Below are 17,664 nucleotides of genomic sequence, written 5' to 3'. Positions count from 1 at the left end.
GCCGTTGTTGGACAAAATGTCCTGCCCCCAGCACGGGATGAATCCTCGGCGCCCAGGCGGACGACTCCGGCGCCGATCACCACAACGGCGCCCGCGATCCCCGCTCGCGACCGGCGGCCAGGCTTGCTAGAGGATTCGGCGCCCGGTCTTTCACGAACGGCGCCCCGGCTTTTCAACAGGGCGCGGGGATGATCCGACCGCCGCCTGGAAGGAGACGCCGATCTCATGAGCCCCGCCCGACCGATCGGCGCTTCGCGCCTGGCCACCTATTTCCACGTCCACCTGGTGTCGGACTCGACCGGCGAGACGCTGAACGCCATGGCCAAGGCCGTCGTCGCCCGTTTCGACGGCGTCATTCCCATCGAACACATCTACGCCCTGGTGCGCTCGACCAAGCAGATGGATCGGGTGCTGGAAGAGGTGGCGGCCGCGCCCGGCGTGGTGCTGCACACCCTGGTCGACCGCGAATTGCGCGAACAGCTCGAGGAAGGCTGTCGCCAGCTGCAGATGCCGCAGATCGGGGCGCTGGATCCGCTGGTCGGCGCCCTGTCGCGCTATCTGGGCGCGGACGTCTCGGCGCGGGTCGGGGCGCAGCACGCCCTGGATACGGGCTATTTCAACCGCATGGGCGCCCTCGACTACGCCATCGCCCACGACGACGGCCAGGGCACGCTGGAGCAACTGGAACAGGCCGACGTGGTGTTGTGCGGGGTCAGCCGGACCTCCAAGACCCCGACCTGCATCTATCTGGCGCACCGGGGCATTCGCGCCGCGAACGTGCCCCTGGTCCCCGGCCAGGAGGATGGCGAGCGGCTGACGGGACTGAAGAAGCCGCTGGTGGTCGGCCTGACCGTATCGCCCGATCGCCTGGTTCAGATCCGCCGCAACCGGCTGGACGGGCTGAACGCCGGTCATGCCTCGGCCTATGTCGACCATGACGCCGTGCGCGAGGAAACCATCAAGGCGCGTCGCGCCTTCGAACGGCGCGGCTGGCCGACCATCGACGTGACCCGCCGTTCGGTCGAAGAGACGGCGGCGGCCATCATTAACCTGCTGAGCGAGCGGCGCAGCCGCAAGCTGGGAGCCCCGATGTGACGACGACCGACGGCGAACGCCTGATCTTGGCTTCCAAGAGCGCCGCGCGCCGCGCCATGCTGACCGACGCCGGCGTGCCTTTCGCCGTCCAGGTCGCCGACGTGGATGAGGACGCCCTGAAGACGCCGGGCGTCGACCCGGTCGAACTGGCGGTCGAACTGGCGCGGGCCAAGGCGCTGGCGGTGTCGCGCCATGACGCCGACGCCTGGGTGCTGGGCACAGATCAGACCCTGTCGTTCGAGGGGGGACTAGTGTCCAAGGCGCCGACGCTTCAGGCCGCGCGCGAACGCCTGAACGCCATGCGCGGCCGCTCGCACCAACTGCATTCCGGCGCCGCCCTGGCCCGAAACGGCCAGGTGGTCTGGTCCGGCGTGGACACGGTCGAGATGAAGGTGCGCGATTTTTCCGACGCCTTCCTCGACGCCTATCTGGCGGCGGAAGGCGAGGCCTTGCTGGCCTGCGTCGGTTCTTATCGGCTGGAGGGGCTGGGCTCGCAATTGTTCGAGGCGGTCGAGGGCGACTACTTCACTGTTCTGGGCCTGCCGCTGTGGCCCGTTCTGGCCGAGCTGCGGCGCGCGGGCGTGATCGCGTCATGAGCGGAACGCCAGTCGGCCGCATCACCGGCGCCGCCCTGCTGGGCGGGATCGTCGGCAATCCGGTCAGCCATTCGCTCAGCCCGGTGATCCACAACGCCTGGCTGGAGGCCGGTGGGATCGACGGCGCCTACGTCGCCTTTGCGCCGAAAGACGCCTCGGGGTTTGACGCTCTGGTCGCCGCGGGGCGCGCGGGGTTGATCGCGGGCGTCAACGTCACGGCGCCGTTCAAGGAGCAGGCCTTCGCCCTGGCGGATGAAGCTGCTGCGGCGGCGCAGATGACGGGATCGGCCAATATCCTGGTCTTCGAGGACGGGCGGGTGCGGGCCGACAGCGCCGACGGCGCGGGCGTGCTCTACGCCCTGGCCGAACAGGCGCCGAAGCTGAAGCTGAACGGCGCCACCGTCGTCATGCTGGGCGCGGGCGGCGCGGCGCGAGCGGGCGCGGGCGCCCTGATCGAGGCGGGCGCGGCCCTGTCCATTCTCAACCGCACGCGGGAACGGGCCGAGGCTCTGGCCGCCGATCTTGGTCCGGCGGTGTCGGTCGCCCCGGACGCGAGCGTGCTGGAAGGCGCCGATCTGGTCATCAACGCCCTGAGCGTCGCGCCGGACATTTCGCTGGCGGCGCTGAAGCCTTCGGCCGTGGTCATGGACATGACCTATAAGCCCGTGATCACGCCCCTGCTGGCGGCGGCCCGCGCGCGAGGGCTGGCGACGGTGGACGGGCTGGCCATGCTGATCGGCCAGGCGGCGCCGTCGTTTGAGGCCATCTTCCGCCGCCCGCCGCCGCCGCTGGACCTGCGCGCCCTGCTGCTGAGCCATCTGGGAGAGACGGCGTGATCGTCCTGGGCCTGACCGGCTCGATCGGCATGGGCAAGTCGACGACCGCCCAGATGTTCGCCGATGAGGGCGCCGTGGTGTGGGACGCCGACGCCGCCGTTCACCGCCTCTACGGCCCCGGCGGCGCGGCGGTCGCACCGCTGGCGCAGGCTTTCCCCGGCGTGGTCGTGGACGGCGCGGTCGACCGGCCGCGCCTAGCCGAGGCCCTGGGTCGCGACGAGGACGCCTTTCAGCGGCTGGAGGCCATCGTCCACCCCCTGGTCGCGGCCGATCGCGCCGAGGCGCTGAAGGCGGCGGCGGACGGCGGGGCGCGTCTGGCGGTGGTCGACATCCCCCTGCTGTTCGAGACGGGGGGCGACGCCTTCGTCGACGCCGTGGCGGTGGTCACGGCCGACGCCGGGATTCAGGCCCAGCGCGTCCTGGCCCGCCCCGGCATGACGCGCGAGCGGTTCGACGCCATCCTGGCGCGCCAGACGCCGGACGCGGAGAAGCGCGCCCGCGCCGATTTCCTGATCGATACCGGACATGGTCTGGAGGCCGCGCGCGATCAGGTGCGCGCCGTCGTGGCTAAGGTTCTCGAACCGAGCTGGAAGCCCGCGCCGCCTTCCGCCTGGGGCTTGGGCCGTCTGGTCCTGCTGGCCGAAGGCGTGGGCGGAACGGCCTGGCGGGCCGTCGCGCCTGACGGCCGCACGAGCGTGGTCAAGCGCCTGAGCCCGCAGGCGGCGCCGGATGCGCCTCATGTCTTGGCCTGGCTGCGCTGGCGCGATGGGTCCGGCGCAATCCGCCTGCTGGGCGCTCAAGGGCCCTGGCAGTGGCTTGAGGACGCCGGCGATCACATGCTGGCCGCCGTGCTGGAGACGGAGGGCGATGAGGCCGCGACCCGCATCGCCGCCGACGTGCTGAGGGCGCTCCATGCGCCTTCGGATCGTCCGGCCGAGGGCCTTCAGACCATGACGGACCGCTTCGCCGCCCTGAGGCTTGAGGCGACGAGACAGGGCGGTCTGTTCGATGAGGCGGCGATTATGGCGGCGGGCCTGATGGCCGAGGGGACGCCGATCCGGCCGCTGCACGGCGACCTTCATCACGACAACATCCTGCACGGCCCGCGCGGCTGGCTGGCGATCGACCCGCACGGCGTTCTGGGCGATCCGGCCTATGACGCGGCCAATCTGCTCTATAATCCCTTGGAGCGGCAGGATCTCCGGACCGACCCCGCACGGGCGCGGCGGCTGGCCGAGACCCTGGCGCCGGCGGTGGAGCGGCCCGCCCAGGCGGTCATGGCCTGGGGCTTCTGCCACGCCTGCCTCTCCGCCGCCTGGCATCTGGAGGACGAGAACCACGAGGAGGCGCAACGCAGCCTGGCGGTTGCACGGGCGATCCGTCGCGCCCTGGAGGGCTGAACCCTTTCGCTGAGGGCCGAACCCCGGCATTAAGGGGCATGGCCCGCGAAATCGTTCTCGACACTGAAACCACCGGCTTCGATCCCAAGACGGGCGACCGGCTGATCGAAGTGGGCTGCATCGAGATCGAGGATCTGCTGCCGACGGGGCGGACCTTTCACCGCTTCATCAACCCTGAGCGGCTGATCCCGCCGGACGCCATCAAGGTGCACGGCATCACCGACGACAAGGTGAAGGACGCGCCCAAGTTTCATGAGGTCGTCGATGACCTGATGGAGTTTCTAGGCGATGCGCCCCTGATCGCGCACAACGCCAACTTCGACCGCAACTTCATCGATTTCGAGATCGGCCGCATCGGCCGCAAGCCGCCGCCGCAGGACCGCTGGATCGACACCCTGGCCCTGGCCCAGAAGCGGTTTCCGGGCATGGCCAACTCGCTGGACGCCCTGTGCAAACGCTACAAGATCAGCCTGGTCGAGCGCACCTTGCACGGCGCCCTGATCGACGCCCGTCTGCTGGCCGAGGTCTATCTGGAGTTGCGCGGCGGCAAGGAACGCGCGCTCGACCTGACCTCGACGCGCGGCGGCGCGGCCGAAACGGCGGAGCGGGTCGCCTACGGCGCCCGGCCGCGTCCCCTGCCCTCTTTCGTCACGGCCGAGGAAGAGGCCGCCCACCTGGCCTTCCTCAAGGCGACGATCAAGGATTTCAGCCTGTGGGCGGGCTACGGCGTGACGGTCACGACCGAGACTGAAGAAGCCGCCTGATCGGGCGCGTCCGTCGGGACGGGGCTCATCAATATGTAGGTTCCGGGTCGGGCCTGGTGCGCGTCGATCTGGGGGACCAGGCGCCGGAAATGCTCGCTGGCGCAGTGGGCGTCGAGCGCGGCCTGGTCAGGCCATTCCTCGATGAAGATGAAATGGCCGGGCTGTTTGCGATCCTCGAACAGATCATAGGCGCGGCACAAGGGCTCCCGCCGCGTCAGCCGCACCAGTTCGGCATAGAGGGGCCGCACCGCCTCGACATGCTCGGGTTTGATGAAGTCCTCAGCGATGACCTTGAGCATGGGCCCTCCTGCGCAAGAAAAGGGGCGCCCGACCGGACGCCCCTTCTACATAGATGGTCGCTCAAGCAGCGAGGCGCCGCGCGCCTCGCGCTAGCGACCTAAATCATGCCTGGCCGGTCTCGGCCGGGGCGCCGGCGATCTGCTGCTGGCGGGCGACGTAGATGGCGGCGAAGTCGATCGGATCGACCATGAAGGGCGGATAGAAGCCGCCGTCCGAGGTGGCCTGGGCGATGACCTGACGCGCGAAGGGGAAGAGGTAGCGCGGGCACTCGATCAGCAGCAGGGGCTCGATGTCCTGAGGCTGGACGCCTTGCAGGGCGAACAGGCCGCCGTAGAGCAGTTCCACGTGAAACACCGGCGACTGATCGTCGGCCGTGGCCTTGATCGACAGCTTCAGGTCGACTTCGAACAGACCGTCGGGACGGCCCTGGGCGTTCATCTCGACGCCCATGTCGATGGCAGGCTTGCCGTCGATGCGCAGGCTGTCCGGGGCCTTGGGGTTCTCGAACGACAGGTCGCGGACGTATTGGGCCAGGATGCGGAAGCCGGGGCCTTGCGGCTGGCCGCCCTGCGGTTGGGCTTGGTCGGGCGTCTGGCCGTTGGCGTCGGCGGGCGGCGTGGCGTCGGTCATGAGTCTGAAAACCGTCTTATAGGAATGAGGCGTCCCGCTCCCCCTGGAGGCGGGTCTGAGGGGGCGGCGGTAGCATGGCGAGACCCTGTGTCGCAACGTCGAGACCCGCGTTCGCCTCTCGCTTCGCCTTGCGCCCGCCCGGATCGACCCCTAATCACGTTGTATGAGCTACCCTTTCGCCTTTGGGGAGAAACCCGAGGCGCTTCCCTGTCGGGAAGATGAGGCCTGACCAGTCGAGGAACCCACCGTGCCGGTGACCTTTCAGATCGTGATCTTCGCCGTCATCGCGGCGGTGCTGTTGTTCCAACTCTATAATGTGCTGGGCAAGAAGGTCGGCCGTCAGCCCGAGGACAATCCCAAGCCCGTCCCGGTTCCCGCAGCCCCTGCCGGCGCGCCTGAAGCCGTGCGCGGCCCCGTTGTCGACCCCGCGCTGACGGCCGCCATCGCAGGCTTGAAGGCGCGCGAGCCGAACTTCGACCCGCACCGCTTCCTGGAAGGCGCGCGCCAGGCCTATGAGACCATCGTCCGCGCCTACGCCAAGGGCGACCGCGACGCCTTGCGTCCACTGCTGACCGACAAGGTTATGGGCTCGTTCGAGGCCGGCATTGCGGCGCGCGAGGCGCGCGGCGACGCCGAGAGCGTCGAACTGGTCCACGCCCCGCGCGCCGATCTGGAACTGGCCACGACAGAGGGCGACCGCGCCCTGGCCAAGGTGCGCTTCCTGGCCGAGGTGCGCGGCTCGGTCACGCCTTCGGGCGGCGAGACCGTCACCGAAGAGCGCCGCACGGCCGAGATCTGGACCTTCGAGCGCCGCCTGGGCGCCTCGGACCCCAACTGGGCCCTGGCCCGCGTCGAGCCGGCGACCGCCTGATGATCGCACGGTCCGCGCCCCTCGATCAGACGGGCGCGGCCCGTCTCCTTACGGCTCCGCTTGGGCGCCTGGGCGGCCTGTCCGGCGTTCTGGCTTTGACCCTGCTGGCGGCGGCCTGCGCGTCGACGCCGCGTCCGGTTCCGCCGACGCCTGGTCCTGTCCCCCTGCCGCCGCCGGTGTCGCCGCCGGTTCCGCCGGCCGCCGGAGATCTCAACCTGGCCGCCCTGCCCGGCTGGGCCGAGGAAGACCATCTGGCGGCCCTGCGCGCCTATGCCGCCGGTTGCGGCCCGTCGCGCATCGCCATTGAAACCTGCCGCGACGCCCGCGCCCTGGCCGCCCGCGCCAATCCCAGCGACGCCCGCGCCTTCCTGGAAAGCCGTTTCACCGCCGCCGAGGTGCGCACCGACGACGGCGGGCGCGGCCTGCTGACCGCCTATTTCGCGCCCGAGTATCCGGCCCGCCGCGTGCCGGACGCCGAGTTCGACGCCCCGGTTCTGAGCCGCCCGGCCAATCTGTCCAGCGTCGGCGATCGCGCGGCCATCGAGGCGGGCTCGGCCCAGTCCTCGGCCCTGGCCTGGATGAAGGCGGAGGATCTGTTCTTCCTGCAGATCCAGGGCTCGGGAACCCTGACCTTCCCCGACGGCGCCCGCCTGCGCGCCGCCTACGCCGCCGACAACGGGGCCAAGTTCGTCGGCATCGCCCGACCGATGACCGAGGAAGGCCTCTTGCCCCGCGACGGCACGTCGGGCGAAGCCATTCGCGGCTGGCTGGCTTCGCATCGCGGACCCGAGGCGCGCCGGGTGATGGCGCTGAACCCGCGCTACATCTTCTTCACCACCAGCCCTGACGACGGCAATGAGGCGACGGGCGCGGCGGGCGTGCCTCTGCCTGCGCGGCGTTCGGTGGCGGTGGATCCGTCGCGCTGGACCTATGGCGAAGCAGCCTGGATCGAGGCGGACGGCGGCAATCTTCGCGGCGCCCGCGCCAGCTATCGCGGCCTGGTCATGACGCTGGACACCGGCTCGGCCATTCGCGGCCCGGTGCGTGCTGACCTCTACATCGGTCGCGGCGATGCGGCGGGGCATGAGGCGGGCGCCGTGCGCCACCCCTTGCGCATGTGGCGGCTGATCCCGCGCGGCTAGGAACCGCTCGACGCCGCAAAAGGTTGCTACTGTGAAGCCGTCGCCGGGAGGACGCCATGACACGCACCCTTGCCTATCCGATGGATCGCCGCCTGTTCATGGCCGGGGTCGCCGTCGGCGGTCTGGTGGCGAGCGGGGCGGCGCAGGCCCGCGCGGTTGCTACGACCATCTTCCACGGCGGTCCGATCCGCACGATGGACGATGCGCAGCCGTCGGCCGAGGCCGTGGCGGTGCGCGGGCAGACCATCCTGGCGGTCGGCGCCCTGGACGCGGTGCAGGCGGCGGCGGGACGAGGCGCGCGCCTGGTCGACCTTGACGGCCGGACCGTGCTGCCGGGTTTCTTCGACCCGCATGGGCACGTCTCCATGGTCGGGCTGCAGGCGCGCTACGCCAACCTCCTGCCTGCGCCGGATGGCGAGGGGAACGACATCGCCGCCCTGCAACGGATCACGCGCGACTGGATGAACCGTCATGAGGCCCTGGTGCGCGACACCGGCCTGATCATCGGCTTCGGCTATGATGACTCCCAGTTGAAGGAGCGGCGGCACCCCACGCGGGACGAGCTGGACGCCATATCCGACGCCGTGCCGGTGCTGTTCCTGCATCAGTCGAGCCATCTGGGCGCGGCCAACGGCGCGGCCCTGGCGGCGGCGGGGATCGCGGCGGACACGGCGGACCCGCCCGGCGGGGTGTTCCGGCGCAAGGACGGCTCGCGCGAGCCGAACGGCGTGCTGGAGGAAACCGCCCTGTTCGCCGTCATGGGCGCCCTGTTCACCCGTCTGGACGCCGAAGCCAATCGTCAGATGATCGTCGAGGGCGCGCGCTACTACGCCCGCTTCGGCTACACCACGGCCCAGGACGGACGGTCGTCCACGGACACCTGCCGCATGAACGCGGGCCTGGCCGAAGCAGGCGCCCTGCCCATCGACATCTTGTCCTTCCCCGACATCCTGACCTCGACCGATGTCATGGCCACGCCCCTGCACCGGCGGAACTATGAGGGGCGTTATCGTATCGGCGGGGTCAAGCTGACGCTGGACGGCTCGCCCCAGGCCAAGACCGCCTGGCTGTCCCAGCCCTATTTAGTCCCGCCCGAGGGGCAGTCCGCCTCCTGGCGGGGCTATCCGGCGGTGACGGAGCAGCAGGCCCTGGACGCCGTGGACCTGGCCTTCGCCAATGACTGGCAGATCGAAGTTCACGCCAACGGCGACGCCGCCATCGACCTGATGATCGCCGCCGTGCGCGAGGCGAGCCGCAAGCACGGCGCCCGCGACCGCCGCCCGGTGCTGATCCACGGCCAGACGACGCGGATGGACCAACTGGACGAGCTGAAGGCTCTGGGGATCGTCCCCTCCTTCTTTCCCATGCACACCTTCTACTGGGGCGATTGGCATCGGGATTCCGTGCTGGGGCCGCGCCGGGCGGAGTTGATCTCGCCCTGCGGCTCGGCCTGGCGGCGCGGGATGCGTTTCACCAGCCACCACGACGCCCCGGTGGCCAATCCCGACGCCATGAGGGTTCTGTCGGCCACGGTCACGCGCCGCACCCGCTCGGGCGACATCCTGGGGCCGGACGAGCGCGTGCCGGTCGAGGTCGCGCTGAAGGCCATGACCCTGTGGGCCGCCTGGCAGCATTATGAGGACGACCGCAAGGGCTCGCTCACGGCCGGCAAGCTGGCGGACATGATCCTGCTGGATGCGGACCCCATGACCGTCGATCCCGACCGCCTGGCCGGGATCAAGGTCACGGACGTCTATAAGGACGGCCGCCCGGTCGAGTTGGGCTGAAGCCCTAGCGCTTCTTCAGACTGCCCAGCACGCCGCGCAGCAGTTCGCGGGTGATGGTCGAGCCGGCGGTGCGCAGCACCGACTTGGTCAGGGCCTCCATCGGCGTTTGGCGGCTGGAGGTTCGAGCGCGCGGCGCCGCGCGTTCGCGGGCGGGCGCCGGGGCCGAACGCGCCGCCTTTTCCGCCGCCTTGGCTTCGGCGGCCGCTGTGGCGGTCTCGGCTTCGATGCGGTCGGCCTGGGCGCGGCGGGCCTTCAGCACCTCTTCGGCCGACTCGCGGTTGACCGCCGTGTCATAGACGCCGCGCACCGGGCTGGCGGCCAGCGTCGCGGCGCGTTCGGCCTCGGTGGCCGGACCGAGGCGCGAATCCGGCGGACGGATCTTGGTCTGCGCCACCACGGTCGGCGCGCCCTTTTCATCGAGGGTGGAGACCAGGGCCTCGCCGACCCCCAGGGCCTGAATGGCCTCGGCGGTGTCGAAGGCGGGATTGGTGCGGAAGCTCTGGGCGGCCGCGCGCAGGCCCTTCTGCTCGGCGGGGGTATAGGCGCGCAGCGCATGCTGCACCCGGTTGCCCAGCTGGGCCAGGACGCTGTCGGGGATGTCGGCCGGGTTCTGGGTGACGAAATAGACGCCGACGCCCTTGGAGCGGATCAGGCGCACCACCTGCTCGACCTTTTCCAGCAGGCCCTTGGGCGCGTCGTTGAACAGCAGGTGCGCCTCGTCGAAGAAGAAGACCAAGCGCGGCTTCTCCGGGTCGCCGATCTCGGGCAGTTGCTCGAACAGCTCGGACAGCAGCCACAGCAGGAAGGCGGCGTACAGGCGCGGGCTGTTCATCAGCCGCGTGGCGTCCAGCACGTTCACCTGGCCCCGGCCGTCGAGCGCCGTCCGCATCATGTCCTCCAGACGCAGGGCCGGTTCGCCGAAGAAGGCCTTGCCGCCCTGCTGTTCGAGCTGGAGCAGGGCGCGCTGGATGGCGGCGATGGAGGTTGGCGAGACGTTGCCGACCTCGCGGCCGATGGTCTGGGCGTTCTCGCCGACATAGGCCAGCAGGGCGCGCAGATCCTCAAGGTCCAGCAGCAGCAGGCCTTCCTTGTCGGCGACGTGGAAGGCGACGGTCAGCACCCCCTCCTGCACGTCGTTCAGCTCCAACATCCGCGCCAGAAGCACGGGACCGACGTCGGACACGGTGGCGCGGATCGGGTGGCCCTTCTGACCGTACAGATCCCAGAAGACGACCGGGGCCGACTTGCCGTTCAGCGTCAGGCCCATCTTGCCCGCGCGCTCGGCGAACTTTTCGACTCCGCCGTCCTGGCTGACGCCGGACAGGTCGCCCTTCACATCGGCGCAGAAGACGGGGACGCCCGCTTCGGAAAAGCCCTGGGCCATGATCTGCAGGGTCACGGTCTTGCCCGTGCCGGTGGCGCCGGCGACGACGCCGTGGCGGTTGGCCCGATTCAGCAGCAGCCGCTCGGGCGCGCCCTCGAAGGACTGGCCGAGAAACAGGGCGGGGGCGTCGGTCATGAAGAGGGTCTCCTGCGTGCTGTTCCATGCTTAATCGACCGGGCCGTCGCCGCAAGGCGGAACCTCGGCGGTTTACAGCGATTGACGCCGTTCCCGGTCACGACGACAGTTCCGCCATGAAGCTTCCGATCACCGTCAGTCACTCCTCCCCGGCCACGAATGCGGTGGTGCTGATCGCCGTCGTGGCGGCGGGGGCGGCGCTCTACTGGCTCAGGGACATTCTGACGCCCCTGGCCATGGCCCTGTTCCTGATGATCATGATCGACGGAGTGAAGCGCGCCCTTGAGCGGCGCACGCCGATTCCGCCGCGTTTCGCCGGGGCGGCGGCCCTGATCCTGGTGGTGCTGGGCTTCCTGGCCTCGATCTGGATCATCGTCGACGGGGCGGCCGGCTTCTTCACCGACGCCTCGGGCGTGGCGGGCAGCATCGGCCCGCGCATCGATCAGATCAGCCGTGACGTCTCGGCCCTGGTCGGGGTCAGCGATCCGCCGACCCTGCACGACATGATCGCCGGCATCGACGTGCGCGGCTGGCTGACCAGCGCAGCCTTCCAGGTGCAGGGCGCGGCCACCGGCGCCTTCTTCGTCATGATCTACCTGGGCTTCCTGCTGGCGTCGCAGGCGGGCTTCCGCAAGAAGATGGTCGGCATGTTCCCGGAACGCGGCCCGCGCCAGGAGGCGCTGGAGGTGTTCGAGCGCGTGCGCGGCGGGGTTGAGGGTTATCTGTGGGTCCAGGCCGTGACCGGGGTCATGATCTGCGCCGTGGCCTGGGTGCTGATGCGGGCGGTGGGGCTTCAGAACGCCGAATTCTGGACCTTCGTCATCTTCATCGTCGGCTTCATTCCGGTGCTGGGCGGCGCCGTGGCGGGCTGCGCCCCGCCCCTGTTCGCCCTGGTCCAGTTCGAAAGCTACTGGCCCGCCCTGATCCTGTTCGTCGGTCTTCAGACCCTGCTGTTTCTGGTGGGTAACCTGGTCCAGCCGCGGATGCAGGGCGACAATCAGAACATCGACCCCATCGTCGTCCTTCTGGCCCTGGCCTTCTGGGGCAAGCTGTGGGGCGTGGCGGGGATGTTCCTGTCGACCCCGCTGGCGGTGATGGCCATGGCCATCCTGGCCGAGTTCAAGGGCTCGCGCTGGATCGCCGTGCTGTTGTCCGGCGACGGCGAGCCCTATGCGCAGAAGCGCGGCGGGGAATCGGAAAAGGAGGGCGGATCTTCCTGGCTCGGACGGATTCTTGGCCGCGACGTCCCGCCGCAGGACGAAAGCCGGAAATAATCCTTCAATTGTCCTTGAATGGCCGTAATCGTCGCCTATCTCATCCTCACACGACGCGGCCCTCCCCTCCCCCTCCCGGGCCGCGGCGTCTGAGGCCGGCGCTTCCCCTCCCCCTCCTAAGCGCCGGACCGAGCAGGCCGTCGGACATCGTTCGACGGCCTTGTTCGTTTCAGGGGTCTGTCTCACAGCACATTGCTGAGGCTGCTTCCGTCCGATGACGGCGGAATTGGGGCTTTTCCTGCTCGACTTGACGGTGCTGGCGATGCAAACGGTCCACAACTGGGCCCGTTGCGCCACATGCTGCGGTGCACACTGAAATTCCCTGTCTTTCAGGGCCTGGGCGGCCTAGCCGTTCTCGCCGGGGACGCTAAGGTGCGGCTGTTTTCCCCAGCGGTTTTCCACCGCGCCGTTCGAGACCTGAGTCATGTCCGCTGCTTCGCGCATCGTTCCCGCCGTTCCCGCCGACCTGGGAGCGCTGGAGGCGGCCTACGCGCGGATTGCGGCGCCGCCGGGCGCGGCGGAGAAGACCCTGCTGGCTCAGGCTTTCGACGACTATTCGGCCGATGAGACGCCCGAACTGGGCGGCGACGACTTGGCGGTCCTGCTGGCCGGCGCCTGGCGCGGCGCCGAGGCCCGCAAGGCGGGCGAGCCCGCCCGCATCACCGTCGGCCCGCTGGCCGACGCCGCCGGCGTCAACACCGGCTATGATCAGATCCTGATCCTGCAGGACGACGGCCCCTTCCTGGTCGACAGCGTTCTGGGCGAACTGGCCGACGCCGGCGTCACTGTCCGCGCCCTGTTCCACCCGATCGTCGAGGTCGAGGCCGGCCGTCGCGACTCCCTGATCATCGTCGTCATCGACCCCCTGCCGCAGGAACGCCGCGACGCCCTGGGCGAGGGCCTGGCCCAGGCCATGGCCGACGTGCGCGTCGCCGTGCGCGACCACGGCGCCATGGTCCAGACCATGCGCGACGCCGTCCAGCGTCTTGAAGCCGCCCCGCCGAAGGGCGTCGATCCCGAGGTGCTGAAGGAGAACCTCGAGTTCCTGCGCTGGGCCAAGAGCGATCACTTCGTCTTCCTGGGCGCGCGCGACTACGACTATCCGCGCGACGCTTCGGGTTCTTATGAGGCCGAGGCGCCCCTGAACCAGTCCAGCGACGGTCTGGGCGTCCTCAGCGATCCCGAGCGCCGCGTCCTGCGCCGTGCCTCCGAGCCCGCCGTGCTGACCGCCGCCATGCAGCGCCAGCTGGACGAGAGCGATCCGGTCACCGTGGCGAAGGCCAACATGCGCTCGCGCGTGCATCGCCGCGCCTACATGGATTACGTCGGGATCAAGCGCTACGACGCCGACGGCAAGGCGACCGGCGAGACCCGCTTCGTCGGCCTGTTCACCGCCGAAGCCTACGACAAGATGGCCAAGGAAGTGCCGCTGATCCGGCGCAAGGTCGCCAATGCGCTGGAACGCGCCGGCAAGACGCCGGGCAGCCACAACCACAAGCGCCTGAAGAACATCCTCGAGAACTATCCCCGCGACGAGCTGTTCCAGATCGGCGAAGACGAGCTGCTGGATACGGCGCTGGGCATTCTGCACCTGTACGACCGTCCGCGCATCCGCTTGTTCACGCGCCGTGATCCGTTCGACCGCTTCGTCTCGGTGCTGTGCTTCATCCCGCGCGAGCGCTTCGACGCGGGCCTGCGCCAGCGCATCGGCGGCATCCTGGCCCAGGCCTGGGGCGGTCGCGTCTCGGCCTGGTATCCGCAGCTGACCGATCAGCCGCTGACCCGCGTCCACTACATCATCGGCGTGACGCCCGGCGATCACCCGACCCCGGACCTGCAGGCTCTGGAGGCCGAGGTGGCCGAGGCCGGCCGCAGCTGGATCGATCGCTTCGAGCGCGCCTTGCGCCTGGCCGGGGTCGATGAAGCCGCCGTCGGCCCGACCAGCGCTCGCTGGGCCGACGGCTTCGGCGTGGCCTTCCGCGCCCGCTATGACGCGGCCGAGGCCGTGGCCGACCTGGAGCAGTTCGACCGTCTGAACGACGGCTCGGCCGCCGACGGCGTCAACGCCGAGCCGGTGGCGGTGCGCGCCTTCCGCACGGCCGACGAGACCAATCTGCAGTTCCGCTTCAAACTGTATCGCCGCGGTTCGGCCGTGCCGCTGTCGGACGTCCTGCCGATCCTGGCCGACATGGGCCTGAAGACGCTCGAGGAATCCGACCACGTCGTGCGCACGATCGGCCAGGAGCCGATCTACATCCACGACTTCCTGCTGGAAGACCCGCGCGGCGCCGACCTGGTGTTCGCCGACCTCAAGACCCCGTTCGAAGAGGCCTTCAAGGCCGTGTGGAACGGCCGCACCGAGAGCGACGGCTTCAACCGCCTGGTGCTCGAGCTGGGCGTCGACTGGCGCGAGGCGGCCCTGATCCGCACCCTGGCCCGCTATCGCCAGCAGACGGGCCTGGACCCGTCGCAGTCGGTGCAGGAAGCCGCACTGCGCGAGTACCCCGACGTGGCGCGCGCCATCCTGTCGCTGTTCAAGGCCAAGTTCGACCCGGCGCACGGTGGTTCGGTCGCCGAGCGTGAGGCGGCCGTGGCCGAACTGGACGCCAAGATCGAAACCCTGCTGCAGGACGTGAAGAGCCTGGATCACGACCGGGCCCTGCGCCGCATCGCGGCCCTGATCGACGGGATCAAGCGCACCAACTTCTATCAGCTGGACGCCGAGGGCACGCCGAAGGCCCACATCTCGATCAAGATCGCCGGTCAGGAACTGGCCGACCTGCCCCTGCCCAAGCCCTTCCGCGAAATCTTCGTCTGGGCGCCGCATATCGAGGGTTCGCACCTGCGCTTCGGCCCGGTGGCGCGCGGCGGTCTGCGCTGGTCGGACCGTCGTGACGACTTCCGCACCGAGGTTCTGGGTCTGGTGAAGGCCCAGCAGGTCAAGAACTCGGTCATCGTGCCGGTCGGCTCCAAGGGCGGCTTCTATCCCAAGCAGCTGCCGGTCGGCGGCACGCGCGAGGAGACCCAGGCCGAGGCCATCCGCGCCTACAAGACCTTCCTGTCCGGCATGCTGGACATCACCGACAACATCGTCGGCGACGCCGCCCCGGTGCGCCCGGCCAATGTCGTGGCCTGGGAAGGCGACGACCCCTATCTGGTCGTGGCCGCCGACAAGGGCACGGCGACCTTCTCGGACATCGCCAACGGCGTGAGCCAGTCCTACGGCTTCTGGCTGGACGACGCTTTCGCGAGCGGCGGCTCGGCCGGCTATGACCACAAGGAAATGGGCATCACCGCGCGCGGCGCCTGGGAAGCGGTCAAGCGCCACTTCCGCGAGATGGGCAAGGACATCCAGAGCGAGCCCTTCACCGTGGTCGGCGTCGGCGACATGTCCGGCGATGTCTTCGGCAACGGCATGCTGCTGTCCAAGGCGATCAAGGTGGTGGCCGCCTTCGATCACCGCGACATCTTCATCGATCCGAACCCGGACGTGGCGAAGTCGTGGGCCGAGCGCAAGCGCCTGTTCGAGACGCCGCGCACCAGCTGGCAGGACTATGACAAGAGCCTGATCTCCGAAGGCGGCGGCGTCTTCTCGCGCTCGGCCAAGTCGATCGCCCTGACGCCGCAGATCAAGGCGCTGCTGGACATCGAGGCCGATAGCGTCGATCCGGTCACCCTGATGCAGGCCATCCTCAAGGCCCGCGCCGAGCTGCTCTACTTCGGCGGCATCGGCACCTACATCAAGGGCGCCGGCGAGACCAACCTGCAGGTCGGCGACAAGGCCAACGACGCCATCCGCATCAACGGCGGCGAGATCCGTGCGCAGGTCGTCGGCGAAGGCGCCAACCTGGGCGCGACCCAGCTCGGCCGGATCGAAGCCGCCCGCGCGGGCGTGCGTCTGAACACCGACGCCATCGACAACTCGGCCGGCGTGGACTCATCGGACCACGAGGTGAACATCAAGATCCTGACCGGCGGCGCCATCGCCTCGGGCCATCTGAAGGCCGAGGATCGCAACGCCCTGCTCAAGTCGATGACCGACGAGGTCGCGGACAAGGTGCTGGCCCACAACTACGACCAGACCCTGGCCCTGGCCCTGCAACAGGCCGAAGGCGCGGCCGCGCTGGACTCTCAGCAGGCCTTCATGCAGCACCTGTCGTCGATCGGTAAGCTGAACCGGGCGGTCGAATACCTGCCCGACGACGCCCGCATCGCCGAGATGAAGCTGCAAGGCCAGGCCCTGACCCGGCCGGAGCTGGCGGTCCTGACCGCCTATTCCAAGCTCGAGCTGTTCGACGAGATCGTCGGCTCGACGGCGCCGGACGACGCCTTCTTCGAACGCCTGCTGCTGGAGTACTTCCCGGCGCCGCTGGCCCAGTTCGAAGAGGACATGAAGGGGCACCGCCTGCGCCGCGACATCATCGCCACCGTGCTGTCGAACGAGATCGTCAACATGGCCGGGCCGACCTTCCCCGACCGCCTGCGCGCGGCGGCGGAATGCGACACCGCCGCCATGGTCACGGCTTTTGAGACCGCCCGCCACGTCTTCCGCCTCGACGAGGCCTGGAAGGCGGTGTCGGCCCTGGACCTGAAGATCCCGGCCGAGGCCCAGACGGCCCTCTATCAGGAGATCGCCCTGGTCCTGCGTCGCCAGACCTTCTGGCTGGCGCGTCGCGCGGCCCGCACCGAGACGACGGTCGGCGGCATGATCGCCGCCTATCAGCCCGCCGCCGACGCCCTGCGCGCCGCCGGTCCGGAAGTGTTGTCGCGTTATGAGCACGCCCGCTACGAAGGTCGGGTCCAGACCTTCATTGGTCTGGGCGCGCCGGAAGACCTGGCCCGCGACATCGCCATGCTGCGTCCGATGGTGGCCACGGCCGACATCGGCGACCTGGCCGGCGAACTGGGTTGGGACGCCCCGGCCATGGCCCGCGTCTATCACCAGGTCGGCGCCGCCTTCGACTTCGACCGCCTGCGCGTGGCGGCCGGGTCGGTGCCGTCCGGCGATCGCTTCGATCGCCTGGCCGTGCGTCGCCTGATCCAGGATCTGATGACCGAGCAGCAGCAGCTGACCCGCGCCGTGGCCAAGGCCTCGGCCCAGGCGGCGGGCGCCGGCGAGGACAGCGCGGAACAGGCGGTCGACGCTTGGATCGGCGCCCGCATGGATCAGGTGGAGGCCCTGCGCGCCTCGGTCGATGAGATCGAGACCTCGGGCTCCGGTTGGACCTTCGCCAAGCTGACTATCGCCAACGGCGAGATCCGCGAGGTGCTGGCTTCGGCTTCCTAAGTGGTGGTGACGCCGGGCAGCGGCCCGGCGTCACGCGCTACGCTCGCCGCGCGGCGGCTCGCTGCTTGAGCGCATGAGGCGTTTGAAAAGTGAGCGATGGTCGTGAAGTCGCTTTTAAGGCCCGTCCGTTTCGTTGTTTGGCGAGGCGGGCGGGCCTTGGCGT

The 17,664-nt window shown here is 69.5% G+C and carries 13 protein-coding genes and 1 pseudogene; 11 read left to right on the top strand and 3 right to left on the bottom strand.

Going from position 1 to position 17,664, the window contains the following annotated elements; all coding sequences use genetic code 11:
• Window positions 1–225: 225 nt before the first annotated feature.
• From ABC419_RS01380 to dnaQ, 6 genes and pseudogenes are all read left to right on the top strand, one after another.
• Window positions 226–1,095: a pyruvate, water dikinase regulatory protein gene (locus tag ABC419_RS01380; RefSeq protein WP_412876554.1), complete on the top strand. Its 870-nt coding sequence runs from the start codon at window positions 226–228 to the stop codon at window positions 1,093–1,095.
• The gene (locus ABC419_RS01375; RefSeq protein ID WP_412876555.1) at window positions 1,092–1,691 is read left to right on the top strand and encodes a Maf family protein; all 600 of its coding nucleotides are present in this window, start codon (window positions 1,092–1,094) and stop codon (window positions 1,689–1,691) included. The genes ABC419_RS01380 and ABC419_RS01375 overlap by 4 nt, the downstream gene beginning before the upstream one ends.
• Entirely contained in the window at window positions 1,688–2,527 is an 840-nt protein-coding gene (locus tag ABC419_RS01370) for a shikimate dehydrogenase family protein (RefSeq protein ID WP_412876556.1), read from the top strand. Before ABC419_RS01375 ends, ABC419_RS01370 begins: the two co-directional genes overlap by 4 nt.
• Window positions 2,524–3,111 (top strand): annotated as a pseudogene (gene coaE / locus ABC419_RS01365) (dephospho-CoA kinase); the annotation flags it as partial. The gene ABC419_RS01370 and the pseudogene coaE, both read left to right, overlap by 4 nt.
• Complete coding sequence (locus ABC419_RS01360) at window positions 3,091–3,927, top strand: aminoglycoside phosphotransferase family protein (RefSeq protein ID WP_412878290.1); 837 nt, start codon at window positions 3,091–3,093, stop codon at window positions 3,925–3,927. The pseudogene coaE and the gene ABC419_RS01360, both read left to right, overlap by 21 nt.
• A gap of 38 nt (window positions 3,928–3,965) precedes the next feature.
• Entirely contained in the window at window positions 3,966–4,691 is a 726-nt protein-coding gene (gene dnaQ, locus ABC419_RS01355; protein WP_412876557.1) for a DNA polymerase III subunit epsilon, read from the top strand.
• On the opposite strand, the gene ABC419_RS01350 is transcribed toward dnaQ, so the two are convergent.
• Window positions 4,649–4,990 (bottom strand): putative quinol monooxygenase, encoded by a 342-nt coding sequence (locus ABC419_RS01350; RefSeq protein ID WP_412876558.1) that lies wholly within the window; start codon window positions 4,988–4,990, stop codon window positions 4,649–4,651. The genes dnaQ and ABC419_RS01350 overlap by 43 nt on opposite strands.
• 103 nt (window positions 4,991–5,093) lie before the next feature.
• A complete protein-coding gene (gene secB / locus ABC419_RS01345; RefSeq protein ID WP_125900792.1) occupies window positions 5,094–5,621 on the bottom strand; it encodes a protein-export chaperone SecB in 528 nt (175 codons plus the stop codon).
• A gap of 253 nt (window positions 5,622–5,874) precedes the next feature.
• Here secB and timA point away from each other — a divergent pair, with 253 nt between their 5' ends.
• Genes timA through ABC419_RS01330 form a run of 3 tightly spaced genes read left to right on the top strand, consistent with a single transcriptional unit; the run spans window position 5,875 to window position 9,421 of the window.
• Window positions 5,875–6,492 (top strand): TIM44-related membrane protein TimA, encoded by a 618-nt coding sequence (gene timA / locus ABC419_RS01340; RefSeq protein ID WP_412876559.1) that lies wholly within the window; start codon window positions 5,875–5,877, stop codon window positions 6,490–6,492.
• Complete coding sequence (locus tag ABC419_RS01335) at window positions 6,492–7,634, top strand: MltA domain-containing protein (RefSeq protein ID WP_412876560.1); 1,143 nt, start codon at window positions 6,492–6,494, stop codon at window positions 7,632–7,634. The genes timA and ABC419_RS01335 overlap by 1 nt, the downstream gene beginning before the upstream one ends.
• A 56-nt stretch (window positions 7,635–7,690) precedes the next feature.
• Entirely contained in the window at window positions 7,691–9,421 is a 1,731-nt protein-coding gene (locus ABC419_RS01330; protein ID WP_412876561.1) for an amidohydrolase, read from the top strand.
• Window positions 9,422–9,425: 4 nt separating this feature from the next.
• Here the strand turns inward: ABC419_RS01330 and ABC419_RS01325 are convergent, their stop codons facing one another.
• Complete coding sequence (locus ABC419_RS01325) at window positions 9,426–10,940, bottom strand: helicase HerA-like domain-containing protein (protein WP_125900794.1); 1,515 nt, start codon at window positions 10,938–10,940, stop codon at window positions 9,426–9,428.
• A gap of 116 nt (window positions 10,941–11,056) precedes the next feature.
• Between ABC419_RS01325 and ABC419_RS01320 the strand changes: the two genes are divergently transcribed.
• Together ABC419_RS01320 and ABC419_RS01315 are read left to right on the top strand one after the other, a co-directional pair.
• On the top strand, window positions 11,057–12,214 hold the full coding sequence (locus tag ABC419_RS01320) for an AI-2E family transporter (protein WP_412876562.1): 1,158 nt from the start codon (window positions 11,057–11,059) through the stop codon (window positions 12,212–12,214).
• A gap of 424 nt (window positions 12,215–12,638) precedes the next feature.
• On the top strand, window positions 12,639–17,501 hold the full coding sequence (locus ABC419_RS01315; protein ID WP_412876563.1) for an NAD-glutamate dehydrogenase: 4,863 nt from the start codon (window positions 12,639–12,641) through the stop codon (window positions 17,499–17,501).
• Window positions 17,502–17,664 lie beyond the last annotated feature (163 nt).

It is taken from the genome of Brevundimonas phoenicis (assembly GCF_047237745.1).
In the GTDB taxonomy this organism is placed as follows: Bacteria; Pseudomonadota; Alphaproteobacteria; order Caulobacterales; family Caulobacteraceae; genus Brevundimonas.
Note: the sequence above shows the minus strand (reverse complement) of the source record. Positions and strands in the feature narration are given on the sequence as shown.